Source organism: Priestia sp. SRI_019 (genome assembly GCF_057586255.1).
The window spans coordinates 1,391,395-1,410,518 of the sequence record NZ_JBYCZN010000002.1 but is presented as its reverse complement, the minus strand read 5'-3'; the positions used below and the strand labels follow the sequence as shown (position 1 = coordinate 1,410,518).

Genomic DNA, 19,124 nt, shown 5'->3' with positions numbered 1-19,124 from the left:
TTCGTTTTATGCAATATGCCGATAAAATAGAAAAAGTCTTCTTAAGAAGAAGACTTTTTTCGCCTTCTTATCTTCCAAGCAATAAATTGCTTGCTGGATTTAGCACCATGTCTCTAACGACTGGTTGCTGAGGTTTCAAAGGGCCAGTCCCTCCACCTCTCATGATAAGAATCAATTGTATATAATTGAAACATATTTTTTTAAATAGAAAGAATACTTATTTAATAATTTATCTGATTTTTAGAAATTATACAACAGTAAATTGTGAATTTCCAGCAAATATTGAGGAAAATTTAAAAGCTAAAGGGAAAATATCCGTATATTTTGTTTGAAAATGACTATTATGTTAGGGGTTAAGGAGTTTATTGTGAGAAATACAAAAAGAAAATAAAAAAGAAAAAATAAACGAAAAGGTACAAGCGCCGGGATATGCGTAGATTTACACGTAAAAAGGCTCGTCTTTTTTTAACCGTTTCTACATATAGTGAACTATGAAGGGTAGAAGGGTGATGGGCATGAAAAGGTGGAAACTCACGCTGCAGGTTGCTGCTACGTATGTAGGCACCGTTGTAGGAGCCGGTTTTGCAACAGGCAAGGAAATCGTTCAATTTTTTACACAGTACGGGGAACTTGGAATGGTTGGAATTTTGGTCAGCGGCTTGTTTTTTATTTGGCTAGGTTCGAAAATGATGCTGCTTTCGCACGCAATAGGGGCTTCTTCTTATCAGCAGCTTAATACATATTTATTTGGTGATGTGCTTGGAAAAGCGGTAAACGGCGTAATGATTGTCATTTTATTTGGAGTAACTTCAGTCATGCTAGCGAGTACGGGAGCAATAGGAAAAGAACAGTTCGGGCTGTGGCCTCCTGTTGGGATGATTTTTACAATTGTTTTAACTTATATATTTATCGCAAGAGGAATTAACGGTATTTTAATGGTTAATTCTCTTGTTGTGCCGATGATGCTTTCATTTGCTTTTATCATCTTTGTGCCAAATATCAGCTATTTCTCACTGATTCAAACGAAGCCGGATTTAATGCTCGTCACGCAGTGGAAGTGGGCGGTTAGTCCCTTTTTATATATTTCCCTAAATCTAGCTTTGGCTCAGGCCGTTTTGGTTCCATTAGGAAGCTCCGTGAAAGATAGGAGCGTGATTAAAAAAGGGGCCGTAATTGGAGGATGTGTACTTACGTTTATGCTTGTTTCTACTCATCTTGCCCTTTCCAATTTGCCTTATTCATTTCAACTTGATATTCCGATGAGTGCCGTTGTTAAAAATATCTCAGCGTGGGTGAATGTTTTATTTACGGTAGTTGTGTTAGGGGAGATTTTTACTACATTGATTGGAAATGTATTTGGAATCGCTAAGCAGCTTCAGTCATTTCTTCCCCTGAATGACAAACAAGCTTTTGCGTTTATTATCTTGGCTTGCTTTATTATTGGGCAATTCGGATATGCCCAGCTTCTTGAGTTTTTGTATCCGATATTTGGCTATATTGGACTAGCTTTTGTATGGATGCTATGTATTAAAAAAGAAAAAATAAGCTAAAAGCTGGATTTTAAAGAATAGATGTGAAAAAACGAAGTTAAATGATGTGACAAGTCGATTTTACTTTGCTATAATGTAAAACAAATGAGACTCTAGCAGTCGAATATATTATCCTTCGGGGTCGGGTGTAAGTCCCAACCGGCGGTGATAAAGCGTATGCTTTTAAGCCCGTGACCCGTTTTCATATGATGTATGTTAGCGGTGGATCTAGTTAAAATCTAGAGCCGACAGTAAAAGTCTGGATGGGAGAAGGATCAGGAAGCACAGTTGTTTTTTTGTGTTGAATTAATAAGGGACACGCTTGCCTTTTTTAAAGCTACCCTTGTTTTTGTACACAAAATATAACTGTTTATTTCGTATACAATTAGCGGAATTTTGCATAGATAAAACTGATTCAGCTCAGCCGACCCCTTGGACATTTGTTCAAGGGGCTTTTTTATTTTCAGTGGTTGGGGGAAAGATAAATATGAAAAAAAAGCAGCTGCTATTTCAAAACGGTATAAGAAGTTGGAATAGCGCCAAAGCAGGTGAAGAAAATGTTCACAGGTATCATTGAAGAAATTGGAAAAATAAAACGTATTCAAAAGGCCACAGAAGCAATTGTTCTTACGATTGATGCGAAGACCGTGTTAGAAGATGTGAACTTAGGGGACAGTATTTCAGTTAACGGCGTGTGTTTAACCGTAACGGCTTACTCTCAAAATGAATTTACGGTCGATGTCATGCCGGAGACGATTAAAGCAAGTACCCTTCAGCTTCTAACCGTTGGATCACGTGTTAACTTAGAGAGGGCGATGGCTGCAAATGGCCGGTTTGGAGGGCATTTCGTTAGCGGACACGTTGATGGAATTGGAACCATTGTCAGCAAAACACGCAAAGGAAATGCCTTTTATTATGAAATTCAAGTCGATCCTGAACTTCGTGAATTTATGATGTTAAAAGGATCTGTTTCCGTAGACGGAACAAGTCTTACTATTTTTGATGTCAGCAACCAATCATTTACTATTTCTCTTATTCCTCATACGGTGCTTCACACGGTCGTTGGAGACAAACAGCGAGGAGACAAAGTGAATATCGAATGCGATATGTTAGCTAAATATATGCATCAGATGATGACAAATAAGTCAACCCCTGGGGCCTCGAATCGTTCAGGTAACATGAAGGATTTATTGCAGCAGCATGGTTTTACAAATTAACAGTGAGGTGAAAGAGATGTTTCATAAAGTAGAAGAAGCCATTGAAGAGTTAAAAAAGGGAAAAGTGGTTATTGTATGCGATGATGAAGATCGAGAAAACGAAGGAGATTTTATTGCATTAGCCGAAAAAACGACGCCTGAGGTTATTAACTTTATGGCTACTCATGGAAGAGGATTAATTTGTACACCTGTTAATGAAGAAATTGCACATAAATTGAATCTTCACCCGATGGTAGCGAACAATACGGATGTACATGGAACAGCATTTACAGTAAGTATTGATCATATTTCAAGTACAACAGGTATCAGTGCATACGAACGCTCTGCTACCGTTATGGCTCTTGTGAATGAAGCGACGGTAGCAAGTGATTTTCAACGCCCAGGACATATTTTCCCATTGATTGCAAAAGACGGGGGCGTTCTCCAGCGTGCAGGTCATACAGAGGCTGCTGTTGATTTAGCAGTATTAGCAGGAGGAAAGCCTGCGGGTGTTATTTGTGAAATTATGAATGAAGATGGAACAATGGCACGCGTACCGGATTTAACAAAAATTGCAGAGCAATTTGATTTAAAAATGATCACAATAAAAGATTTGATTGCCTACCGCCGCAAACATGACCAGCTTATTAGCCGTGAAGTAGAAGTGAGCTTACCTACTGCATTTGGTGAGTTTAAAGCTGTAGGATATACAAATAAACTTGATAATAAAGAACATGTGGCTCTTATCAAAGGCGATATTGATCATAATAGCCCCGTTCTCGTTCGCGTTCACTCTGAGTGTTTGACTGGAGATGTGTTTGGTTCTGAACGCTGCGACTGCGGTCCTCAGCTTCACGCAGCTCTTACGCAAATTGAAGAAGAAGGACGCGGCATTCTGCTGTATATGCGTCAAGAGGGCAGAGGGATTGGCTTATTAAATAAGCTAAGAGCATATAAGCTGCAGGAAGAAGGATACGATACGGTAGAAGCGAATGAAAAACTCGGGTTTGCGGCAGATTTACGAGAGTATGGAATCGGTGCTCAAATCTTAAAAGATCTTGGAGTCAAACAAATGAAGCTTTTAACGAATAACCCTCGTAAAATTACCGGGCTAAAAGGCTACGACCTTGAAGTGGTCGAGCGAGTGCCTCTTCAAATGCCGGCAGTGGATGCCAATAAAAAATACTTAGATACAAAAGCTAAAAAATTAGGTCATTTATTACATTTATAATTTTACACTTTTTTTCGTTATAACAAGTGAAGCTAATTCATGAAAAGAAATGTAAATAACTATATATTACTACTAGCAGGAGGAACAAAAGATGAATCATTTATATGAAGGAAATTTAGTAGGCACAGGATTAAAAATTGGAATCGTGGTAGGGCGTTTTAATGAATTTATTACAGGCCGTTTACTTAGTGGAGCAGAAGATGCGCTCAAACGTCACGGCGTAGCTGATGAAGACGTAGACGTGGCTTGGGTGCCGGGCGCTTATGAAATCCCATTAATCGCCAAAAAATTAGCTGAATCTAAAAAATATGATGCAGTGATTACGCTAGGAACCGTTATTCGAGGAGCTACTCCACACTTTGATTTTGTATGTAATGAAGTAGCAAAAGGCGTTGCATCTCAAAGCTTACAAACAGGCGTGCCAATTATCTTTGGTGTATTAACGACTGAAACAATTGAGCAAGCAATTGAACGTGCAGGAACAAAAGCAGGAAATAAAGGATGGGAAGCTGCAGCATCAGCTATCGAAATGGCTAACCTTTCAAAAATGATTGAAGGATAATAGATACCATTCCAGTTTTTATAAGCTGAAGAGTTAAAAGAGGCTGAAACAAAAGTATGTTAGTTGAAGGAAGATCCGAACGATTCATCGTTCGGATCTTTTCATTAGTAGAGTGAACGTAGGTTTCATTTATATGGTGGCTTCTAACTGTAGATTAAAGTCTAAGGCAAAGACTCCTGCGGGAAAAGCGGAAGAAGTGTGACCCCGCAGAAGAAGCGTAAGCGACGAGGAGGCTCAGCGGCCGCCTGCGGAAAGCGAAGTCTTGCACGGAACTCAACTGCCGTGTAAAAAGCGATCCATACTATCTCATGTATCCCGTTTGTTCGCCTTTAGATTGAATTGATGTAGTTATGTCTCAAGCTCTTTTGAATAGAAGCTAGCTATGTATAATTTGGCTAAAACGTCTTACTCTAAGTAATAATTAGGTCGTAAAAGGGAGACGTCTATGCCTCATTATACTGCTTTTTTTGCATTGATTATTATCAGCACAGCCGTTTTGCTTACGGTATTCATACGTAAAAAAGATAAAAAGCTAGTCGTTTTGCTTTTCTTTATCATTGGAATGGCTTATGTACTAGAGTATGTTGTATTTGTGTTGTTTGAAAGTTACAATTACGATCCTGATTTTATGACCAATGAATATTTTGATAATTTGTTTGGGTCCTTAACTTCTCAAGCGTTTGCTTTTCCAATCATGGCTATGGTGGTAGCTGCTTATCAATTAAAATTTCGCTATATTTTAATTATTTCAGCTATGTTTATGGGGGTTGAAGAATTATTTTTACACTGGGATATTTATACACATCACTGGTGGAAAACAGTTTATACAGGCGCTTTAATGACTATAGGCTTTAGCATTTCAAAGATTTGGTATGTATGGCTAACAGAACGGTATATGATATTTGTGCATTACGCTACATTTTTTCTCGGAATGCTCGCCATTACTTCTACTATTATGTTTATGCTGTTAGCATATTTTCATAATAATTGGTTTTATACAGGATGGTTTGCGTCGGCTACTCATGATTCCGTAAATGCAACGATGATTTACGTTTGTATTGTTACGATTCTCCTCGTTTGGAGTGTAGCTAAAGAATTTTTTGTGGGAGCTGGAATGATTATAGCAGGGCTGCGTATAGTAGATATTTTGCTGATTCACTACGGGGTTTTGCTGGTATCTATTACCACTTCACTTGTTCTTTTTACGCTTCTACAAGCGGGTGCATTCATTCTGAGCGTTATGCTTCAAAACTTTATTATGAAAAATTGTTATGGGACGAGCAAAAAAGACGTTGCGTTTCCAGCGAAGAACTACTAAGATAATACGTAACTCAAATAGTTTAGTTCAATAATATTTGAAACAAAGAAAAATGAATTGACGGTTATGCGTATTATTTGTAAGATAGGAAAGCAAATAATAGAAAGCCGAAACAGGGGAGTGAAGGATTCGTGAAAGAGTCCTTTTTTGTAGAAAAGGTACTTAATAATAATGTATTAATTGCTAAACACCTTACCTATGATGAAGTTGTGCTAATTGGGAAAGGAATAGGGTTCAATAAGAAAAAAGGCGATGAAATCAATGCAAAAGCCGTGGAGAAAATGTTTTTGTTAAAGAGTGAAGAAGAGCAAGAACAGTACAAGCAGCTTTTAGCGCAAGTGGATGAAGACGTGATTGAAATGATGAATGATATTGTAACGCACATTCAAAAGCGTGTTAACATTCCTTTGAATGAGCATATACACATTTCATTGACGGATCATATCGCGTTTGCGATAAAACGTTTTCAGCAGGGAATGGGGCTTAAAAATCCATTTTTACTTGAAACAAAAGCTTTATATCCAGAGGAATATACGATCGCGTCTGAAGTGGTAGAAATTATTAGTCGCAAAATAGGCGTGCAGCTTCCAGTAGGAGAGATTGGTTTTATTGCGCTTCATATCCACAGTGCGCTGACTGAAAAAAACCTGCTTGAAGTGAATCAAGACTCGCAGCTTATTCAAACGATTATTAATGTGATTGAAGAATCGCTTCATCTGCAGGTAGACAAAGAATCTGTGCACTATATGAGATTGATTCGTCATTTGCATTTTGCGATTGATCGAGTAAAAACAGGAGAAAAAATAGAAGAGCCAAAAAAAATTGCTTTGCTATTGAAAGAAGAATATCCCCTGTGTTACAATGTGTCTTGGAAAGTGATAAAAGTAATGCAGCAAGCGTTACATTTACCTGTGTATGAAGCAGAAGCCGTTTACTTAACGATGCATCTGCAGCGACTTATAACAAAAACGGATTTATAAAATCATTTCAATACGTGTTACTGATACGATCAGGCATGAGTGAGAAATGAAGCGATGTGTAATTGGATGAGTGTATCCATTTATCGTTTCTTTTTCCTCATGCCTTTTTTTGTTATAAGAAAGCGCAATCATTTAAAGCTTAGGCTTCAGGACACAAGGAGATGTAATGAGTTTTCTAGTTAAAGAAAACGTTTTATGAAAGCGCGTTAATGATTCACGTATCAAATAAATAGCTTGTTGCACACTAAGTATATAAAAGGGGGTAAACGCCATGTTCAAAAAGCTTTTTGGCGTCTTACAAAAAGTTGGTAAAGCACTTATGCTACCGGTTGCGATTTTACCGGCAGCAGGTATTTTATTAGGCTTCGGTACAGCGTTTCAAAATGAAACATTATTAGACTTATTACCAGCCTTAAATGCAGATTGGTTCCAGCTCATTGCTCACGTAATGGCTAATGCCGGCGACATTATTTTTGGTAATTTACCGCTATTGTTTGCCGTTGGGGTAGCCGTTGGATTAGCTGGCGGTGATGGAGTAGCAGGAATTGCGGCCATTGTTGGTTATTTAATTATGAACGTAACAATGGGTACAGTAAAAGGGTTAGATACATTAGACGCAGTAGAATTTAGCAAGTTATTGAAGGAAAGCCCAGCATATGCAAGTGTACTAGGTATTCATACACTGCAAACGGGAGTATTCGGTGGTATTATCATCGGGGTACTTGCAGCTTCAATGTATAATCGATTCTTTAATATTGATTTACCAGCATATTTAGGTTTCTTTGCTGGAAAACGTTTTGTTCCAATTGTAACTGGAGTTTCAGCTATTATCGTAGGGTTAATTATGGTAGTAGTATGGCCAGTAATTCAAAGTGGTCTGAACACTTTCTCAACAAATATGATTGATTCAAACTTAACCTTATCAGCATTTATCTTTGGGTTAATTGAACGTTCATTAATTCCATTTGGGCTACATCATATTTTCTATTCACCTTTCTGGTTTGAATTTGGGCAATATGTAGATAAAGCAGGTAATGTGGTTCACGGGGATCAACGTATTTTCTTTGCACAATTAAAAGATGGCGTGCCTTTAACAGCAGGAACATTCCAAGTTGGTAAATTCCCGTTCATGATGTTCGGATTACCAGCAGCAGCTCTTGCAATTTATCACGAAGCTCGTCCTGAAAACAAAAAATATGTAGCTGGTATTATGGGTTCAGCTGCTTTAACATCTTTCTTAACGGGTATTACAGAGCCGCTTGAGTTCTCATTCTTATTCGTAGCGCCAATACTATTTGCAATCCACGCAGTATTTGCTGGTTTGTCGTTTATGGTTATGCAATTATTAAATGTTAAAATCGGTATGACGTTCTCCGGGGGAGTCATTGACTACATTCTATTCGGGGTTCTACAAAACCGTACAGCATGGTGGCTAGTTATTCCAGTAGGTTTAGTTCTAGCAGTTATCTACTACTTCGGTTTCCGCTTTGCAATCCGTAAATTTAACTTAAAAACACCGGGACGCGAAGATAAAGAAGAAGGTGCAGATGATGAGAAAGTAGAAGCAGCAGAGCTTCCAACAAATGTTTTAGCTGCACTTGGCGGTAGAGAAAATATTACACATTTAGATGCTTGTATTACGCGTTTACGTGTTTCAGTAGATGATGTGGGTCACGTTGATAAAGACCGCTTGAAAAAACTTGGAGCAGCTGGTGTTCTTGAAGTTGGTAACAATATTCAAGCTATTTTCGGTCCGAAATCTGACACGTTAAAAGGTCAAATTCAAGACATTATGAATGGCAAAACGCCGGTTGTCACAAAAGAAGAGACAAAAACAATTGAAAAACCTGTTGCAACATCTGAAGTAGGAAGCGATAATGGTAATGATATTGTTTCACCGATTGAGGGAGAATTGGTACCTTTATCGGAAGTACCAGATCAGGTATTTTCACAAAAATTAATGGGTGACGGTTTTGCAATTATTCCGAAAACAGGCACAGTAGTTGCGCCAGTGGACGGAAAAATAGTAAACTTATTCCCGACGAAACATGCTTTAGGTATTGAATCAACGACTGGACGTGAAATTTTAATTCACGTTGGTATTGATACAGTTAATTTAAAAGGCGAAGGTTTTGAAGCTTTAGTTGCCCAAGGCGATGAAGTGAAAAAAGGACAGCCTCTATTGAAAATTGATTTAGACTTTGTAAAAGAAAATGCGCCATCGACGATTACGCCGATCATTTTCACGAATTTACAAGCTGATGAAAAAATTGATATCTTAAAGCAGGGCCAAGTTTCTCAACAAGAAGCAAATATTATTAACATTTCAAAGTAAAAAGGAGATTGATTTAACATGGCACAAAAAACATTTACAGTAACAGCAGACTCAGGAATTCACGCACGTCCAGCAACAACTTTAGTACAAGCAGCAAGCAAATTTGATTCTGATATCAACTTAGAATTCAACGGTAAAACTGTAAACTTAAAATCAATCATGGGCGTTATGTCTTTAGGTATTCAAAAAGGCGCTACAATCACTATCTCTGCAGAAGGTTCTGACGAAGCAGATGCACTTGCTGCTCTTGAAGATACAATGAGCAAAGAAGGATTAGGCGAATAATGACAAAGGAAATTCAAGGCATTGCCGCTTCTAGCGGCATTGCTATTGCTAAAGCATTTCGTCTAGAAAATCCAGAATTAACCGTTGAAAAAAAATCAGTAACTGAAGTTGAAGCAGAAGTAGCACGTCTAGAAGCTGCGCTAGAAAAGTCAAAATCAGAACTTGAAATTATTAGAGAGCACGCTCGTAAAGAACTTGGAGATGACAAAGCAGAAATCTTTGAAGCTCACTTATTAGTTCTAAGCGATCCTGAACTTATTAATCCAATTAAAGATAAAATTACAAATGAAAATGTAAACGCTGAACATGCACTTGATGAAGTAGCGGCAATGTTTATTAATATGTTTGAGTCAATGGACAATGAATATATGAAAGAACGTGCTGCTGATATCCGTGACGTAACAAAACGTGTATTAGCTCATCTTTTAGGTGTAAACGTTTCAAATCCAAGCTTAATTTCAGAAGAAGTTGTCATTATCGCAGAAGATTTAACGCCGTCTGATACAGCACAGTTAAATCGTAAGTTCGTAAAAGGATTTACAACAGATATTGGCGGACGTACTTCTCACTCAGCAATTATGGCGCGTTCAATGGAGATTCCAGCTGTTGTAGGTACAAAAACAGTTATGGAAGACATTCAAAACGGCGTATTAGTAATTGTTGATGGTTTAGATGGCGAAGTTATCGTTGATCCAAGCGAAGAAACAGTAAAAGCTTACGAGAAAAAAGCCGCTGAGTATGCAGAACAAAAAGCTGAGTGGGCTAAGCTTGTAAATGAAAAAACGGTTTCAGCTGATGATCATCACGTTGAACTTGCAGCTAACATTGGTACACCAGAAGATGTAAAAGGCGTATTAGAAAACGGCGGGGAAGGCGTTGGCCTTTATCGTACAGAATTCTTATATATGGGCCGCGAAGAGCTTCCGACAGAAGAAGAGCAGTTTACTTCTTATAAAACAGTTCTTGAACGTATGGAAGGTAAACCAGTGGTTGTTCGTACTCTTGACATTGGTGGAGACAAAGAGCTTCCTTATTTAAATCTACCAAAAGAAATGAACCCATTCTTAGGATTCCGTGCTATTCGCTTATGTCTAGAGATGCAAGACATGTTCCGTACACAGCTTCGTGCGCTTCTACGTGCAAGCGTATACGGTAATCTGAAAATTATGTTTCCTATGATTGCTACTGTTGATGAGTTCCGTCAAGCAAAAGCTATTCTTTTAGAAGAAAAAGCTAAACTTCAACAAGAAGGCGTACAAGTTTCGGAAGACATCGAAGTAGGGATGATGGTAGAGATTCCTTCCTCAGCGGTAATCGCAGATTTATTTGCTAAAGAAGTAGATTTCTTCTCTATCGGAACAAACGATTTAATTCAATACACGCTTGCAGCTGACCGCATGAATGAGCGCGTGTCTTATTTATATCAACCGTATAACCCAGCGATTCTTCGCTTGGTGAATATGGTAATCAAAGCGGCTCACAAAGAAGGTAAATGGGTAGGCATGTGCGGAGAGATGGCAGGAGATGAGATTGCAATCCCAATTCTTTTAGGTTTAGGCTTAGATGAATTCTCAATGAGTGCAACATCTATTCTGAAAGCTCGTTCTCAAATCCGTCAATTATCAAAAGCTGATATCGAACCTCATTTAGATACAATTCTATCAATGTCTTCTACGGAAGAAGTTATTGAGTTCGTAAAATCAACTTTTCATATTGGATAATAAAAAGGTGTGATCATATATGATCACACCTTTTTTATCTTTTAAGCGAAAATAGTAGGCAGAAGCATATTCGCAAACAGCATTGTAAGAAGTGCTGCTACGATCATGCCAAGGCTAGAAAAAGTACCTTCAATTTTTCCAAATTCAAAAGCTCTTGCTGTACCTGTCCCATGAGAAGCTACTCCTAAAAGAAGACCTCTTGCCAAAGAAGAGTGCAGTGCGAGGAGCTTAATCAGTTTTGGAGCGACCATACATCCTACTACACCGGTTATAATCACAAACATAATGGTGATATTTGGATCTCCTCCTAGCGTCTGAGATACATTCACGGCAATAGGAATCGTAACCGATCTTGGAATCAAGCTATGAACCAGCGTTGATTGTAAATGAAACACTAATGCTAACAGCATGGAAGATATCATGGCAGCAAACGTGCCGAGCCCTACGCTTAAGCTGATTTCAACACGATGTTTTTTGAGTAAATCAAAATACTTAAACATAGGAACAGCAAAAGCAACGGTTGCTGGTCCTAGCATAAAGCTAATAGCACTGGCACCTTGCTTATAATGATCATAAGAGCCATTCGTTACTAATAAGATGCCAATTAAAAGAATGGGGGCTAGTAAAATAGGGGAAACTAGCATAGACTTATATTTTTTATAGAGCACTTTTGTGCCGACATAAACGAGCAGTGTAAGCGGAAGAGCAATCCATGTGAGTAATGTCATTTTAGCGAACCTTCCTTTCTTCTTGAAATATGTTCTGCAATGATTCCCGTTATAGACATCACAATAATTGTACTGATTGTGATAATAATCACAATCTGGATTCCAAAATGCATCAATACATCTCCATAATTGATGAGTCCAACGACGGCTGGTATGAAAAATAATAATAGTTCTCCCACTAACAGTGTTCCACCTTGTTCAACCCAGCTTAATTTAATTACTTTAAAGTACAGTAAGAAAAACAGTAAGAAAAATCCGATGATACTACCTGGCACTGGGAGGTCAAACCACTGTGAAATACTTTCTCCTATTAAAAACAGAGCCGTTAGTAATAAAATCTGTAAAATCACCATAATCAATTTCATGATTAGCCTCCTTTATTTATGTTTTTATTCATTCATTCCTAGTTTGTTGAGACAATAATGGAGTCGTCTATGCTGAAAAGACGACTCCATCATGGGAAAAGAGAAACTATTTGGATTTTGCAAATGGGGATACAACTTAAGTAAATGAATGCTACATACTTATCTTACAAAAAAACGACTATAATATGAAATATATAATAACTATGATAACTATTCTTTTTAGTTATAGTTGAAAGAAATCTCTTTACAAATGCGTTGGTAACCTTTTCAAAAAAGAGTTTGTGAAATATAAGGTGCAATTATTTAATAAAAGGCAATCAAAAAAAGAGATGGAGACATGCCTAAATTAATTCCATCTCAAAACGAACCAATAGGATAAATGATTTAGTATGAATGACTTGTTACACCGCCATGAAAAAAATCCGAACGAGTTTGATTTTCTATCAAGAATCAAACTCATTCGAATTTTTAATTAAACTACTTTTGTCTCAGCTTTGTTAAACTGTACTTTTAATATAATCAATAAAAGCCTGTGTAGCATAAGAGATATAGCGATCTTTTTTAACGATTAAAGCAATTTCCCATGGAATAGCATTCTCGAGATTAATTACTTTCATATGCTCCAAATCAAGCTTTTCACATAATGAATAAGGGAAAAGAGCAATGCCGAGATTAGCAGCTACCAGCTCTCCAATGAAGTCCCACTGAGAGCTTTTAAAAGCAATATTAGGTGTAAATCCATTTTTTAAACATTCGTTATAGACCATTTCATGCATGGTGAAGTCTTCATGAAAGGAAATAAGCGTTTCGTCTTTTAACTCTTTTAATGAAATCGTAGAATGCTGAGCCAACGGATGAGATTTATGCACAACAAGCTGCAGTGTTTCTCGAGCTAAAGGAGTCGTAAAAAACATGTTTTCATCAACTGGAAGTAAAACTACGCCCACATCCACTTCTCCTTGTTCCACAAATTTTTGCATTCTTTTAGCTCCATATTCCACTAATTGAATATGAATCTCAGGGTATTGCTCTCGAAATGCTTTAATGATAGTAGGAAAAAACAATGTACCAATAATAGGGGGAATACCTATTTTGATGGTTCCTCTTTTTAAATGCATTAAATCATAGAGGGAATCCGATAAATCTCGGAGAGAAGATAAAATGCTTTCAGCTTGCTCGTACACGATTATTCCTGCATCGGTAAGCTGAACTTGTTTGCCAGCGCGATCAAACAAAGGGGTGCCGAGCTCTTCTTCTAATGATTTAACCATTTTACTGAGAGAAGGTTGAGAAATATGCAGGGCTTCAGAAGCTCTTGTGAAATTTTTATGTTTAGCCACTTCTGTTAAATAATGCAAATGGCGGACATCCATTTTGTATACCTCCGTGTTTATACATGCTAATTAATAAGATACACACATTCTACCACATTCACAATCAGCTCTATACCTTTCTTTTCTATCAAATAAAATGATCAGTAGAAGAGGCAGTGAATACAAAAGAAATTGCCAACAATATATATTTACACATTGTTTATTTTAGAAGTATAATATATAAATCAGTAGAACGGTTACATATCGATCACAGAATCAATCAATAAGGTGGTTAGAACGGTTGAGTAAAGCAGATGAAATAAGAGATATCGTTTATATTAATGGCCATGTAAATAAAAAATGCTTTATTACATATGGAATTGAATTTAAAGAGTTTTATCATTCCCTTCCTACGCCGCTTGCAAATATATTATTGTTAAAGCATGGTTTTGAAGACAGTGATTACCACTACCAAACCCATATGGACTACGTAGAAGAAGAACAAATTCATCTTTTAGCAGAAGATGATGTTTATAATTATGGTGACTTTTGTTGGATTGATTTTGAGGATATATCTTCGTTGGATTTGTTAGAACCTCAAGATATTGCAGCGCTGCTGTATTTAGGTCATTTAAAAAAACCGCTCAATTCACCATTTAATAATAAACTCGGTAATCAATTTGTTTATTTAGCTCATGATGATGGATTTTATAACAAAATCTATTTTCGAGATGTATATGATATGAAGCATATTTTAAGCCGAATCATTCCGTTAAAAATGTCAGAAATTAAGCAAAAAAGATTTGTATTTAGAAGGAAGAAGTTAGAGTATCCAATATTGCCGCTCGTGTTAGCAAATACGCTTCTTACTTTAACGAATGACGGTTTGTTTATTGATTTCGAACATATGGTTCAATCCCGTAAAGATATTAAAATTCCTTTGTATACAATCGGTGATTTTGACGATATGAATGAAATGTATAACGATCGGTTTGAGCACAAAGAGATGAGTAAATTGCAGGCGCATCTTGTTCTCACTCATAAAGAACTAGAGTGGAGCATTGAAGAAGTTCAATAATCTAAAAAGAGGTTGAGACATAACGAAATGAACCCAATCAACTGCTAGAAGGAACGAAACAGATAAAACTATATTCACCATCACAAAAAAACGAACCACTAATCAAACATGTTGATTAATGGTTCGTTTTTTACTTGGGCTAAAATACCTTTGTCCCAGCCTCTTTTTGAATAGCCGTATAAAATGGATTTTTCCATTCCATTAGTACGGCGTAGTTGTGTGAATCTTCATCTTCAATATAGTTTGCTGCGAGACCAATAGGCGTTCTGCCACAGCGCATTAAAAAGGTCATAACCGGGTCGTAGAGAGTTCCGGCTGATACAAGGTTCATGTATTCAACGGGCGTGTATAAGGAAGACACTGATGCGTATCCAGGGATGCGGCATCCGCCGAGCAGCCTTTCTAACTTGTAGTGAATCACGACTTCATATAAAGACTGCAAAAGAAGCTTCCCAAGCCCCATCGATCGATGCGAAGGAGTGACGCATACGTCCACTACATAAAGCGTATTACCAGAAGGGTCGTGCGTATGAATATATCCGCTTCCTGTTACTTCATCCCATGTGTGAGCCGCATTTCCTTCCACTGAAACAATCGTGCTTGTGATAGATCCGCATATTGTTCCGTCTATCTCCACGCATAGCGCTCCATCGGGAAAAAGGGAAACATGGTTATTTAACTGATCTTTGCTCCATAATAATTCAGAAGGGAAAGGAGGGGGAAAACTTTCTTCTTGAATCCGAATCAACTCATCGAAGTCGCTTGATGTATATGATCGTAATGTACATGTTACAGGCTTATTTTGATGAAAGACAAAGCATTGCTTTTTATACACTGCTTTTTTGCCTCCTTTAGAAAAAATTTTCAGATAATTAAGTATACCATATGGAAAAAAGAAACTATTTCATATTTATTGAAGAATTTGACGAGAACGTGATAAAGTTAAAAAGATTCGAACTATTAGACGAGGTGAAAGAAATGGATGTTGAATTAAAAGGAAAAACAGCGCTTGTATTTGCGGCCAGCCAAGGGCTTGGTAAAGCGATTGCTGCCAGACTTGCTGAAGAAGGCGCAAACGTTATGATTGCAAGTCGCTCAGAAGAGAAACTAATTCAAGTAGCAGAAGAGATTTCATATCTTGGAAGCGGACAAGTGTTACATAAAACGGCAGATGTCACGAAAACTCAAGACATTCAAGATGTTATTCAATATACAGTAGATAAGTTTGGAACCATTGATATTTTAATTAATAATACAGGAGGTCCTAAAGCTGGGAACTTCCTTTCGTTAACAGATGATGATTGGAAGCATGCATTTGAGTTAAATCTCCTCAGCTATATTCGTATTATCCGTGAGGTAGTGCCCGTTATGAAAAAGGGCGGAGGACGTATTGTCAATATTGCTTCTTCTTCCATTAAAGAGCCAATCCCTGGGCTGATTCTATCCAATACATTCCGTACAGGAATTGTAGGGCTCACCAAAACCCTTGCTTCAGAGTTGGCAGAGGACGGTATCTTAATCAACACGGTTGCGCCAGGAAGAATTGCAACAGACCGAGTGAAAGAGCTAGATACCATTCGTGCTGAAAAATTGGGAGTAGGCGTTTCAGAAATTGAAGAAGAGATGAGAAACCAAATTCCTCTTAAGCGCTACGGTCAGCCTGAAGAGTTTGCTAAAGCCGTTGCTTTCTTTGTCTCAGGAGCGAATTCATATATGACGGGCCAGTCATTTCTAATCGACGGAGGCATGGTTAAATCCATTTAGTTACATAGAAAAACCCTGCAGCTGCAGGGTTTTTTGTTAAATCCAAGTTGTAACTTGATCTAATGGTAAACGATCGCTAGCATGTGCTTCTTTAGCTGCTTTTCCAACTGAAATAAGCATAACTGGAATGTATCGATCCTCAATTTTAAACTCTTCTACAAATTTTTGTGCGTTAAATCCGCCCATTGAACATGTGTCATATCCTTTTGCTTTTGCTGCAAGCATGAATGTCATAGATGCAAGAGAAGCATTCGTAAACGCGGCATCGCGGGCAAAAGCACCATTTTTATAAGCGCCGTTAATTTGTCCTGACAAAATGTTTTTAACGTCTTCTGTCATGTGACCTGCTTCGACTAGTGGGTTGTACACGTCATCTACATTTTTATTGGCTTCTAAATCACCTAAGACAGCTACTACAGCGCCTGCTTCTGTAATTTGTTTTTGGTTATAAGCAATTGGAAGTAGACGTTCTTTCGCATCTTGGTCTGTAATAACAACGAAATGCCAGTGCTGTAAGTTCCAAGCTGATGGTGACTTCACTGTTGCTTCTAAAAGTTCCGTTAATTCTTCTTTGCTTAATTTAGCTGAAGAGTCATATTCTCGAATCGATGTACGTTCATTTACCACATCAAAAAAATCTTTTGTCATAATAAAAACCTCCGTTAAAAGTATGTATTTCTTTAGTGAATCGATGCACATTTTATAATGATACACTATTGAAGTCAATTTATATGCTTCTAGTATACCCGCTCTTATGTGCTATCACTCAGAAAAAAATGCATACACTTCTTACCATCGGCTTAGCGTGATTGACGAGATGTAAGATAAGCTTCAATTCGATCACAGGCTTCACGCAGTGTGTTCATGGAATACGCATACGACAGGCGTACATATCCTTCACCGTGGGAAGAAAAAGCGCTGCCGGGTACTAGTGCAACACCTGCTTCTTTTACTAACTCCAGGGCAAAATCAAATGAATTGCTGTGGAAGTTCTGAATAGAAGGGAAGATATAAAAAGCACCAGTCGGCTTTTCTACGTCAAATCCCATGTTTACTAATCGATCATACACATAATTCAGCCTTTGTTCGTATTCTTTTTTCATATCCACCGCATCGTTTTTACCTGCTGTCAGTGCTTCGAGTGCAGCTGCTTGAGAGACAGAAGAAGCACAGCTCACGTTGTATTGATGAACTTTTAAAATATGTTTGGCTAAATAAGAAGGAGCAAATAAAAGGCCAATTCGCCAGCCCGTCATGGAATGAGACTTTGATACTCCGTTAATAACAATTGTTTTCTCTCTCATAGAGGAAATGGAGGCAATGGACTGATGTTTTTTATCAAAAACGAGCTCGCTGTATATTTCATCAGATAGTACAAAAATATTTTTATCGCTTAAAAGAGCAGCAATTTCTTCTAATTCTTGCTGTGACAACGTCACGCCTGTAGGATTAGACGGATAAGGTAAGATGACGCATCTTGTTTTAGACGTCAAATGTTGTTGGATTAAATCCGCTGTTAGTCGAAATCCTGTTTCGGTTGTATCAATATGTACAGGTTTAGCGCCGTTTAACCGGATAAGCGGTTCGTATCCTGGGTAAACAGGTCCAGGTAAAATAACTTCGGAATCTTCTTCTAAAATGGTGCGAAGAGCAATATCAATTGCTTGGCTAGCTCCAATGGTCACAATCACTTCATCAGCTGGGTTATAGTGCAAGTCATATTTTTCTTTGACAAATTGAGCTGCTGCCTCGCGCAGTTCTATTGTTCCAGCATTGTGGGTATAAGAAGTTTGGTTATCATCAATTGCAGATTTTGCCGCTTCTTTTACATGCTGTGGTGTTAAGAAGTCAGGTTGTCCAATTGTGAGGGATAAAACATCTTGGTATTGTGAGACCATATTATAAAATGTACGTATTCCTGATAGTTCAATTTCTTTGACACGTTTATTGATTAAATGCTCCATGGTTTCAAATCCTTCCGCGTATTTTCAACTCATTTTATCACAATGAAAATAGGTAAAAAACCACTATTTGCGCATTTTGCAAATAGTGGTTTTAAGTTAGGTGTTATATAGCTTATTATAAGCAGTTGTTAGTTCATAAAATTGTTCTTCGTCTCTGTTATCTAACGCATCGTCGATAAGAGATTTCAAATGCTGTTTATTAAAGTTTGTACTCATAGCCGTTAAAATACGATCAGCTTCTTTCGCGTAATAGTGTTGGTAAGGTGTGTACTGAGATGAGTGAGGATAGTGATTCATATTTTTTCGATAAGAACTCATAACATAAACCTCCTTTTTTAAAATAAAACGCAGCTTCTATTACTTGAAATGTACCCTTTCTATATAGTTGTTAACCCTGTTTTTAGCTGCGAATGTGCTAAGGTATGTGTTAGGAAATCAGAGGTTCCTTGCTTTACGTTCAATTCTAGATTCAAAAAAATAAGCGCATAAAAAGACCTGCATATATATGCAGGTCTTGTATATTAGTCAGTGTGTATTTGGCCTTCACGCCAATAAACGGGGGAAACGTAGCCAAAATCAACTTCATGATCGTCCAATGTTACAACGCAGTGATCAGAGCCTTCTTGTTCTTTAATATCTTGATATACAGCTTCTTCTACGTTTTCAATAATGGTCATTTCATTATCGTCATTAAAAAGAATGACGGAGCCTTTCATATTACGAACACCTTCTTTTAAGATTATTCATTCACTTTG

At 37.6% G+C, this 19,124-nt stretch carries 19 protein-coding genes and 2 riboswitches; of the genes, 11 read left to right on the top strand and 8 right to left on the bottom strand.

Annotated elements, in window-relative coordinates:
* Nucleotides 1–64: 64 nt before the first annotated feature.
* Nucleotides 65–171, bottom strand: a riboswitch (SAM riboswitch).
* 344 nt (nucleotides 172–515) lie between these two features.
* From AC2YJL_RS17420 to ptsP, 9 genes are all read left to right on the top strand, one after another.
* Nucleotides 516–1,550: a YkvI family membrane protein gene (locus tag AC2YJL_RS17420; protein WP_230932061.1), complete on the top strand. Its 1,035-nt coding sequence runs from the start codon at nucleotides 516–518 to the stop codon at nucleotides 1,548–1,550.
* A 107-nt stretch (nucleotides 1,551–1,657) separates the two neighbouring features.
* Nucleotides 1,658–1,808: riboswitch (FMN riboswitch) on the top strand.
* Between the two features lie 278 nt (nucleotides 1,809–2,086).
* A complete protein-coding gene (gene ribE / locus AC2YJL_RS17415; protein ID WP_013056005.1) occupies nucleotides 2,087–2,746 on the top strand; it encodes a riboflavin synthase in 660 nt (219 codons plus the stop codon).
* A gap of 16 nt (nucleotides 2,747–2,762) precedes the next feature.
* Nucleotides 2,763–3,956: a bifunctional 3,4-dihydroxy-2-butanone-4-phosphate synthase/GTP cyclohydrolase II gene (locus tag AC2YJL_RS17410; RefSeq protein WP_097824380.1), complete on the top strand. Its 1,194-nt coding sequence runs from the start codon at nucleotides 2,763–2,765 to the stop codon at nucleotides 3,954–3,956.
* 91 nt (nucleotides 3,957–4,047) lie between these two features.
* Complete coding sequence (gene ribH / locus AC2YJL_RS17405) at nucleotides 4,048–4,518, top strand: 6,7-dimethyl-8-ribityllumazine synthase (protein ID WP_013056007.1); 471 nt, start codon at nucleotides 4,048–4,050, stop codon at nucleotides 4,516–4,518.
* A 445-nt stretch (nucleotides 4,519–4,963) separates the two neighbouring features.
* Nucleotides 4,964–5,836, top strand: a complete 873-nt coding sequence (locus AC2YJL_RS17400) for a hypothetical protein (RefSeq protein WP_251567607.1) — start codon at nucleotides 4,964–4,966, stop codon at nucleotides 5,834–5,836.
* A 131-nt stretch (nucleotides 5,837–5,967) separates the two neighbouring features.
* Nucleotides 5,968–6,816 (top strand): glucose PTS transporter transcription antiterminator GlcT, encoded by an 849-nt coding sequence (gene glcT, locus AC2YJL_RS17395; protein WP_251567608.1) that lies wholly within the window; start codon nucleotides 5,968–5,970, stop codon nucleotides 6,814–6,816.
* Between the two features lie 271 nt (nucleotides 6,817–7,087).
* Nucleotides 7,088–9,151 carry a glucose-specific PTS transporter subunit IIBC gene (ptsG, locus tag AC2YJL_RS17390; protein WP_025749413.1) on the top strand — a complete coding sequence of 688 codons (2,064 nt, stop codon included), beginning with the start codon at nucleotides 7,088–7,090 and terminating at the stop codon, nucleotides 9,149–9,151.
* Nucleotides 9,152–9,169: 18 nt separating this feature from the next.
* Entirely contained in the window at nucleotides 9,170–9,436 is a 267-nt protein-coding gene (locus AC2YJL_RS17385; RefSeq protein WP_013056011.1) for a phosphocarrier protein HPr, read from the top strand.
* Nucleotides 9,436–11,157 (top strand): phosphoenolpyruvate--protein phosphotransferase, encoded by a 1,722-nt coding sequence (gene ptsP / locus AC2YJL_RS17380; RefSeq protein WP_045292764.1) that lies wholly within the window; start codon nucleotides 9,436–9,438, stop codon nucleotides 11,155–11,157. Before AC2YJL_RS17385 ends, ptsP begins: the two co-directional genes overlap by 1 nt.
* 41 nt (nucleotides 11,158–11,198) lie before the next feature.
* Here the strand turns inward: ptsP and AC2YJL_RS17375 are convergent, their stop codons facing one another.
* From AC2YJL_RS17375 to AC2YJL_RS17365, 3 genes are all read right to left on the bottom strand, one after another.
* Entirely contained in the window at nucleotides 11,199–11,885 is a 687-nt protein-coding gene (locus AC2YJL_RS17375) for an LrgB family protein (RefSeq protein WP_013056013.1), read from the bottom strand.
* Nucleotides 11,882–12,250 carry a CidA/LrgA family holin-like protein gene (locus AC2YJL_RS17370; protein WP_013082263.1) on the bottom strand — a complete coding sequence of 123 codons (369 nt, stop codon included), beginning with the start codon at nucleotides 12,248–12,250 and terminating at the stop codon, nucleotides 11,882–11,884. Before AC2YJL_RS17370 ends, AC2YJL_RS17375 begins: the two co-directional genes overlap by 4 nt.
* 497 nt (nucleotides 12,251–12,747) lie before the next feature.
* Nucleotides 12,748–13,623, bottom strand: coding sequence for a LysR family transcriptional regulator (locus tag AC2YJL_RS17365; protein ID WP_014461028.1), 876 nt, complete (start codon nucleotides 13,621–13,623; stop codon nucleotides 12,748–12,750).
* A 241-nt stretch (nucleotides 13,624–13,864) separates the two neighbouring features.
* Between AC2YJL_RS17365 and AC2YJL_RS17360 the strand changes: the two genes are divergently transcribed.
* Nucleotides 13,865–14,641, top strand: coding sequence for a hypothetical protein (locus tag AC2YJL_RS17360; protein WP_045292759.1), 777 nt, complete (start codon nucleotides 13,865–13,867; stop codon nucleotides 14,639–14,641).
* A 139-nt stretch (nucleotides 14,642–14,780) separates the two neighbouring features.
* On the opposite strand, the gene AC2YJL_RS17355 is transcribed toward AC2YJL_RS17360, so the two are convergent.
* Nucleotides 14,781–15,476 (bottom strand): GNAT family N-acetyltransferase, encoded by a 696-nt coding sequence (locus tag AC2YJL_RS17355; RefSeq protein ID WP_195695030.1) that lies wholly within the window; start codon nucleotides 15,474–15,476, stop codon nucleotides 14,781–14,783.
* Nucleotides 15,477–15,619: 143 nt separating this feature from the next.
* Here AC2YJL_RS17355 and AC2YJL_RS17350 point away from each other — a divergent pair, with 143 nt between their 5' ends.
* Nucleotides 15,620–16,405 carry an SDR family oxidoreductase gene (locus AC2YJL_RS17350; protein WP_195695029.1) on the top strand — a complete coding sequence of 262 codons (786 nt, stop codon included), beginning with the start codon at nucleotides 15,620–15,622 and terminating at the stop codon, nucleotides 16,403–16,405.
* Nucleotides 16,406–16,441: 36 nt separating this feature from the next.
* Here AC2YJL_RS17350 and AC2YJL_RS17345 read toward each other — a convergent pair whose 3' ends face one another.
* From AC2YJL_RS17345 to AC2YJL_RS17330, 4 genes are all read right to left on the bottom strand, one after another.
* Nucleotides 16,442–17,053: a nitroreductase family protein gene (locus AC2YJL_RS17345; RefSeq protein WP_014461024.1), complete on the bottom strand. Its 612-nt coding sequence runs from the start codon at nucleotides 17,051–17,053 to the stop codon at nucleotides 16,442–16,444.
* Between the two features lie 152 nt (nucleotides 17,054–17,205).
* Nucleotides 17,206–18,369, bottom strand: a complete 1,164-nt coding sequence (locus tag AC2YJL_RS17340; protein WP_116074125.1) for an aminotransferase A — start codon at nucleotides 18,367–18,369, stop codon at nucleotides 17,206–17,208.
* Between the two features lie 96 nt (nucleotides 18,370–18,465).
* Complete coding sequence (locus AC2YJL_RS17335; RefSeq protein ID WP_028414125.1) at nucleotides 18,466–18,687, bottom strand: IDEAL domain-containing protein; 222 nt, start codon at nucleotides 18,685–18,687, stop codon at nucleotides 18,466–18,468.
* Between the two features lie 203 nt (nucleotides 18,688–18,890).
* Nucleotides 18,891–19,085, bottom strand: a complete 195-nt coding sequence (locus tag AC2YJL_RS17330; RefSeq protein ID WP_013056022.1) for a hypothetical protein — start codon at nucleotides 19,083–19,085, stop codon at nucleotides 18,891–18,893.
* Nucleotides 19,086–19,124: the final 39 nt, after the last annotated feature.

Excerpts from the sequence above, each read along its gene's own strand:
- AC2YJL_RS17420 (WP_230932061.1), top strand. The coding sequence starts at position 516 with ATGAAAAGGTGGAAACTCACGCTGCAGGTTGCTGCTACGTATGTAGGC.
- ribE (WP_013056005.1), top strand. The coding sequence starts at position 2,087 with ATGTTCACAGGTATCATTGAAGAAATTGGAAAAATAAAACGTATTCAA.
- AC2YJL_RS17410 (WP_097824380.1), top strand. The coding sequence starts at position 2,763 with ATGTTTCATAAAGTAGAAGAAGCCATTGAAGAGTTAAAAAAGGGAAAA.
- ribH (WP_013056007.1), top strand. The coding sequence starts at position 4,048 with ATGAATCATTTATATGAAGGAAATTTAGTAGGCACAGGATTAAAAATT.
- AC2YJL_RS17400 (WP_251567607.1), top strand. The coding sequence starts at position 4,964 with ATGCCTCATTATACTGCTTTTTTTGCATTGATTATTATCAGCACAGCC.
- ptsG (WP_025749413.1), top strand. The coding sequence starts at position 7,088 with ATGTTCAAAAAGCTTTTTGGCGTCTTACAAAAAGTTGGTAAAGCACTT.
- AC2YJL_RS17385 (WP_013056011.1), top strand. The coding sequence starts at position 9,170 with ATGGCACAAAAAACATTTACAGTAACAGCAGACTCAGGAATTCACGCA.
- ptsP (WP_045292764.1), top strand. The coding sequence starts at position 9,436 with ATGACAAAGGAAATTCAAGGCATTGCCGCTTCTAGCGGCATTGCTATT.
- AC2YJL_RS17375 (WP_013056013.1), bottom strand. The coding sequence starts at position 11,885 with ATGACATTACTCACATGGATTGCTCTTCCGCTTACACTGCTCGTTTAT.
- AC2YJL_RS17370 (WP_013082263.1), bottom strand. The coding sequence starts at position 12,250 with ATGAAATTGATTATGGTGATTTTACAGATTTTATTACTAACGGCTCTG.
- AC2YJL_RS17365 (WP_014461028.1), bottom strand. The coding sequence starts at position 13,623 with ATGGATGTCCGCCATTTGCATTATTTAACAGAAGTGGCTAAACATAAA.
- AC2YJL_RS17350 (WP_195695029.1), top strand. The coding sequence starts at position 15,620 with ATGGATGTTGAATTAAAAGGAAAAACAGCGCTTGTATTTGCGGCCAGC.
- AC2YJL_RS17345 (WP_014461024.1), bottom strand. The coding sequence starts at position 17,053 with ATGACAAAAGATTTTTTTGATGTGGTAAATGAACGTACATCGATTCGA.
- AC2YJL_RS17340 (WP_116074125.1), bottom strand. The coding sequence starts at position 18,369 with ATGGAGCATTTAATCAATAAACGTGTCAAAGAAATTGAACTATCAGGA.
- AC2YJL_RS17335 (WP_028414125.1), bottom strand. The coding sequence starts at position 18,687 with ATGAGTTCTTATCGAAAAAATATGAATCACTATCCTCACTCATCTCAG.
- AC2YJL_RS17330 (WP_013056022.1), bottom strand. The coding sequence starts at position 19,085 with ATGAAAGGCTCCGTCATTCTTTTTAATGACGATAATGAAATGACCATT.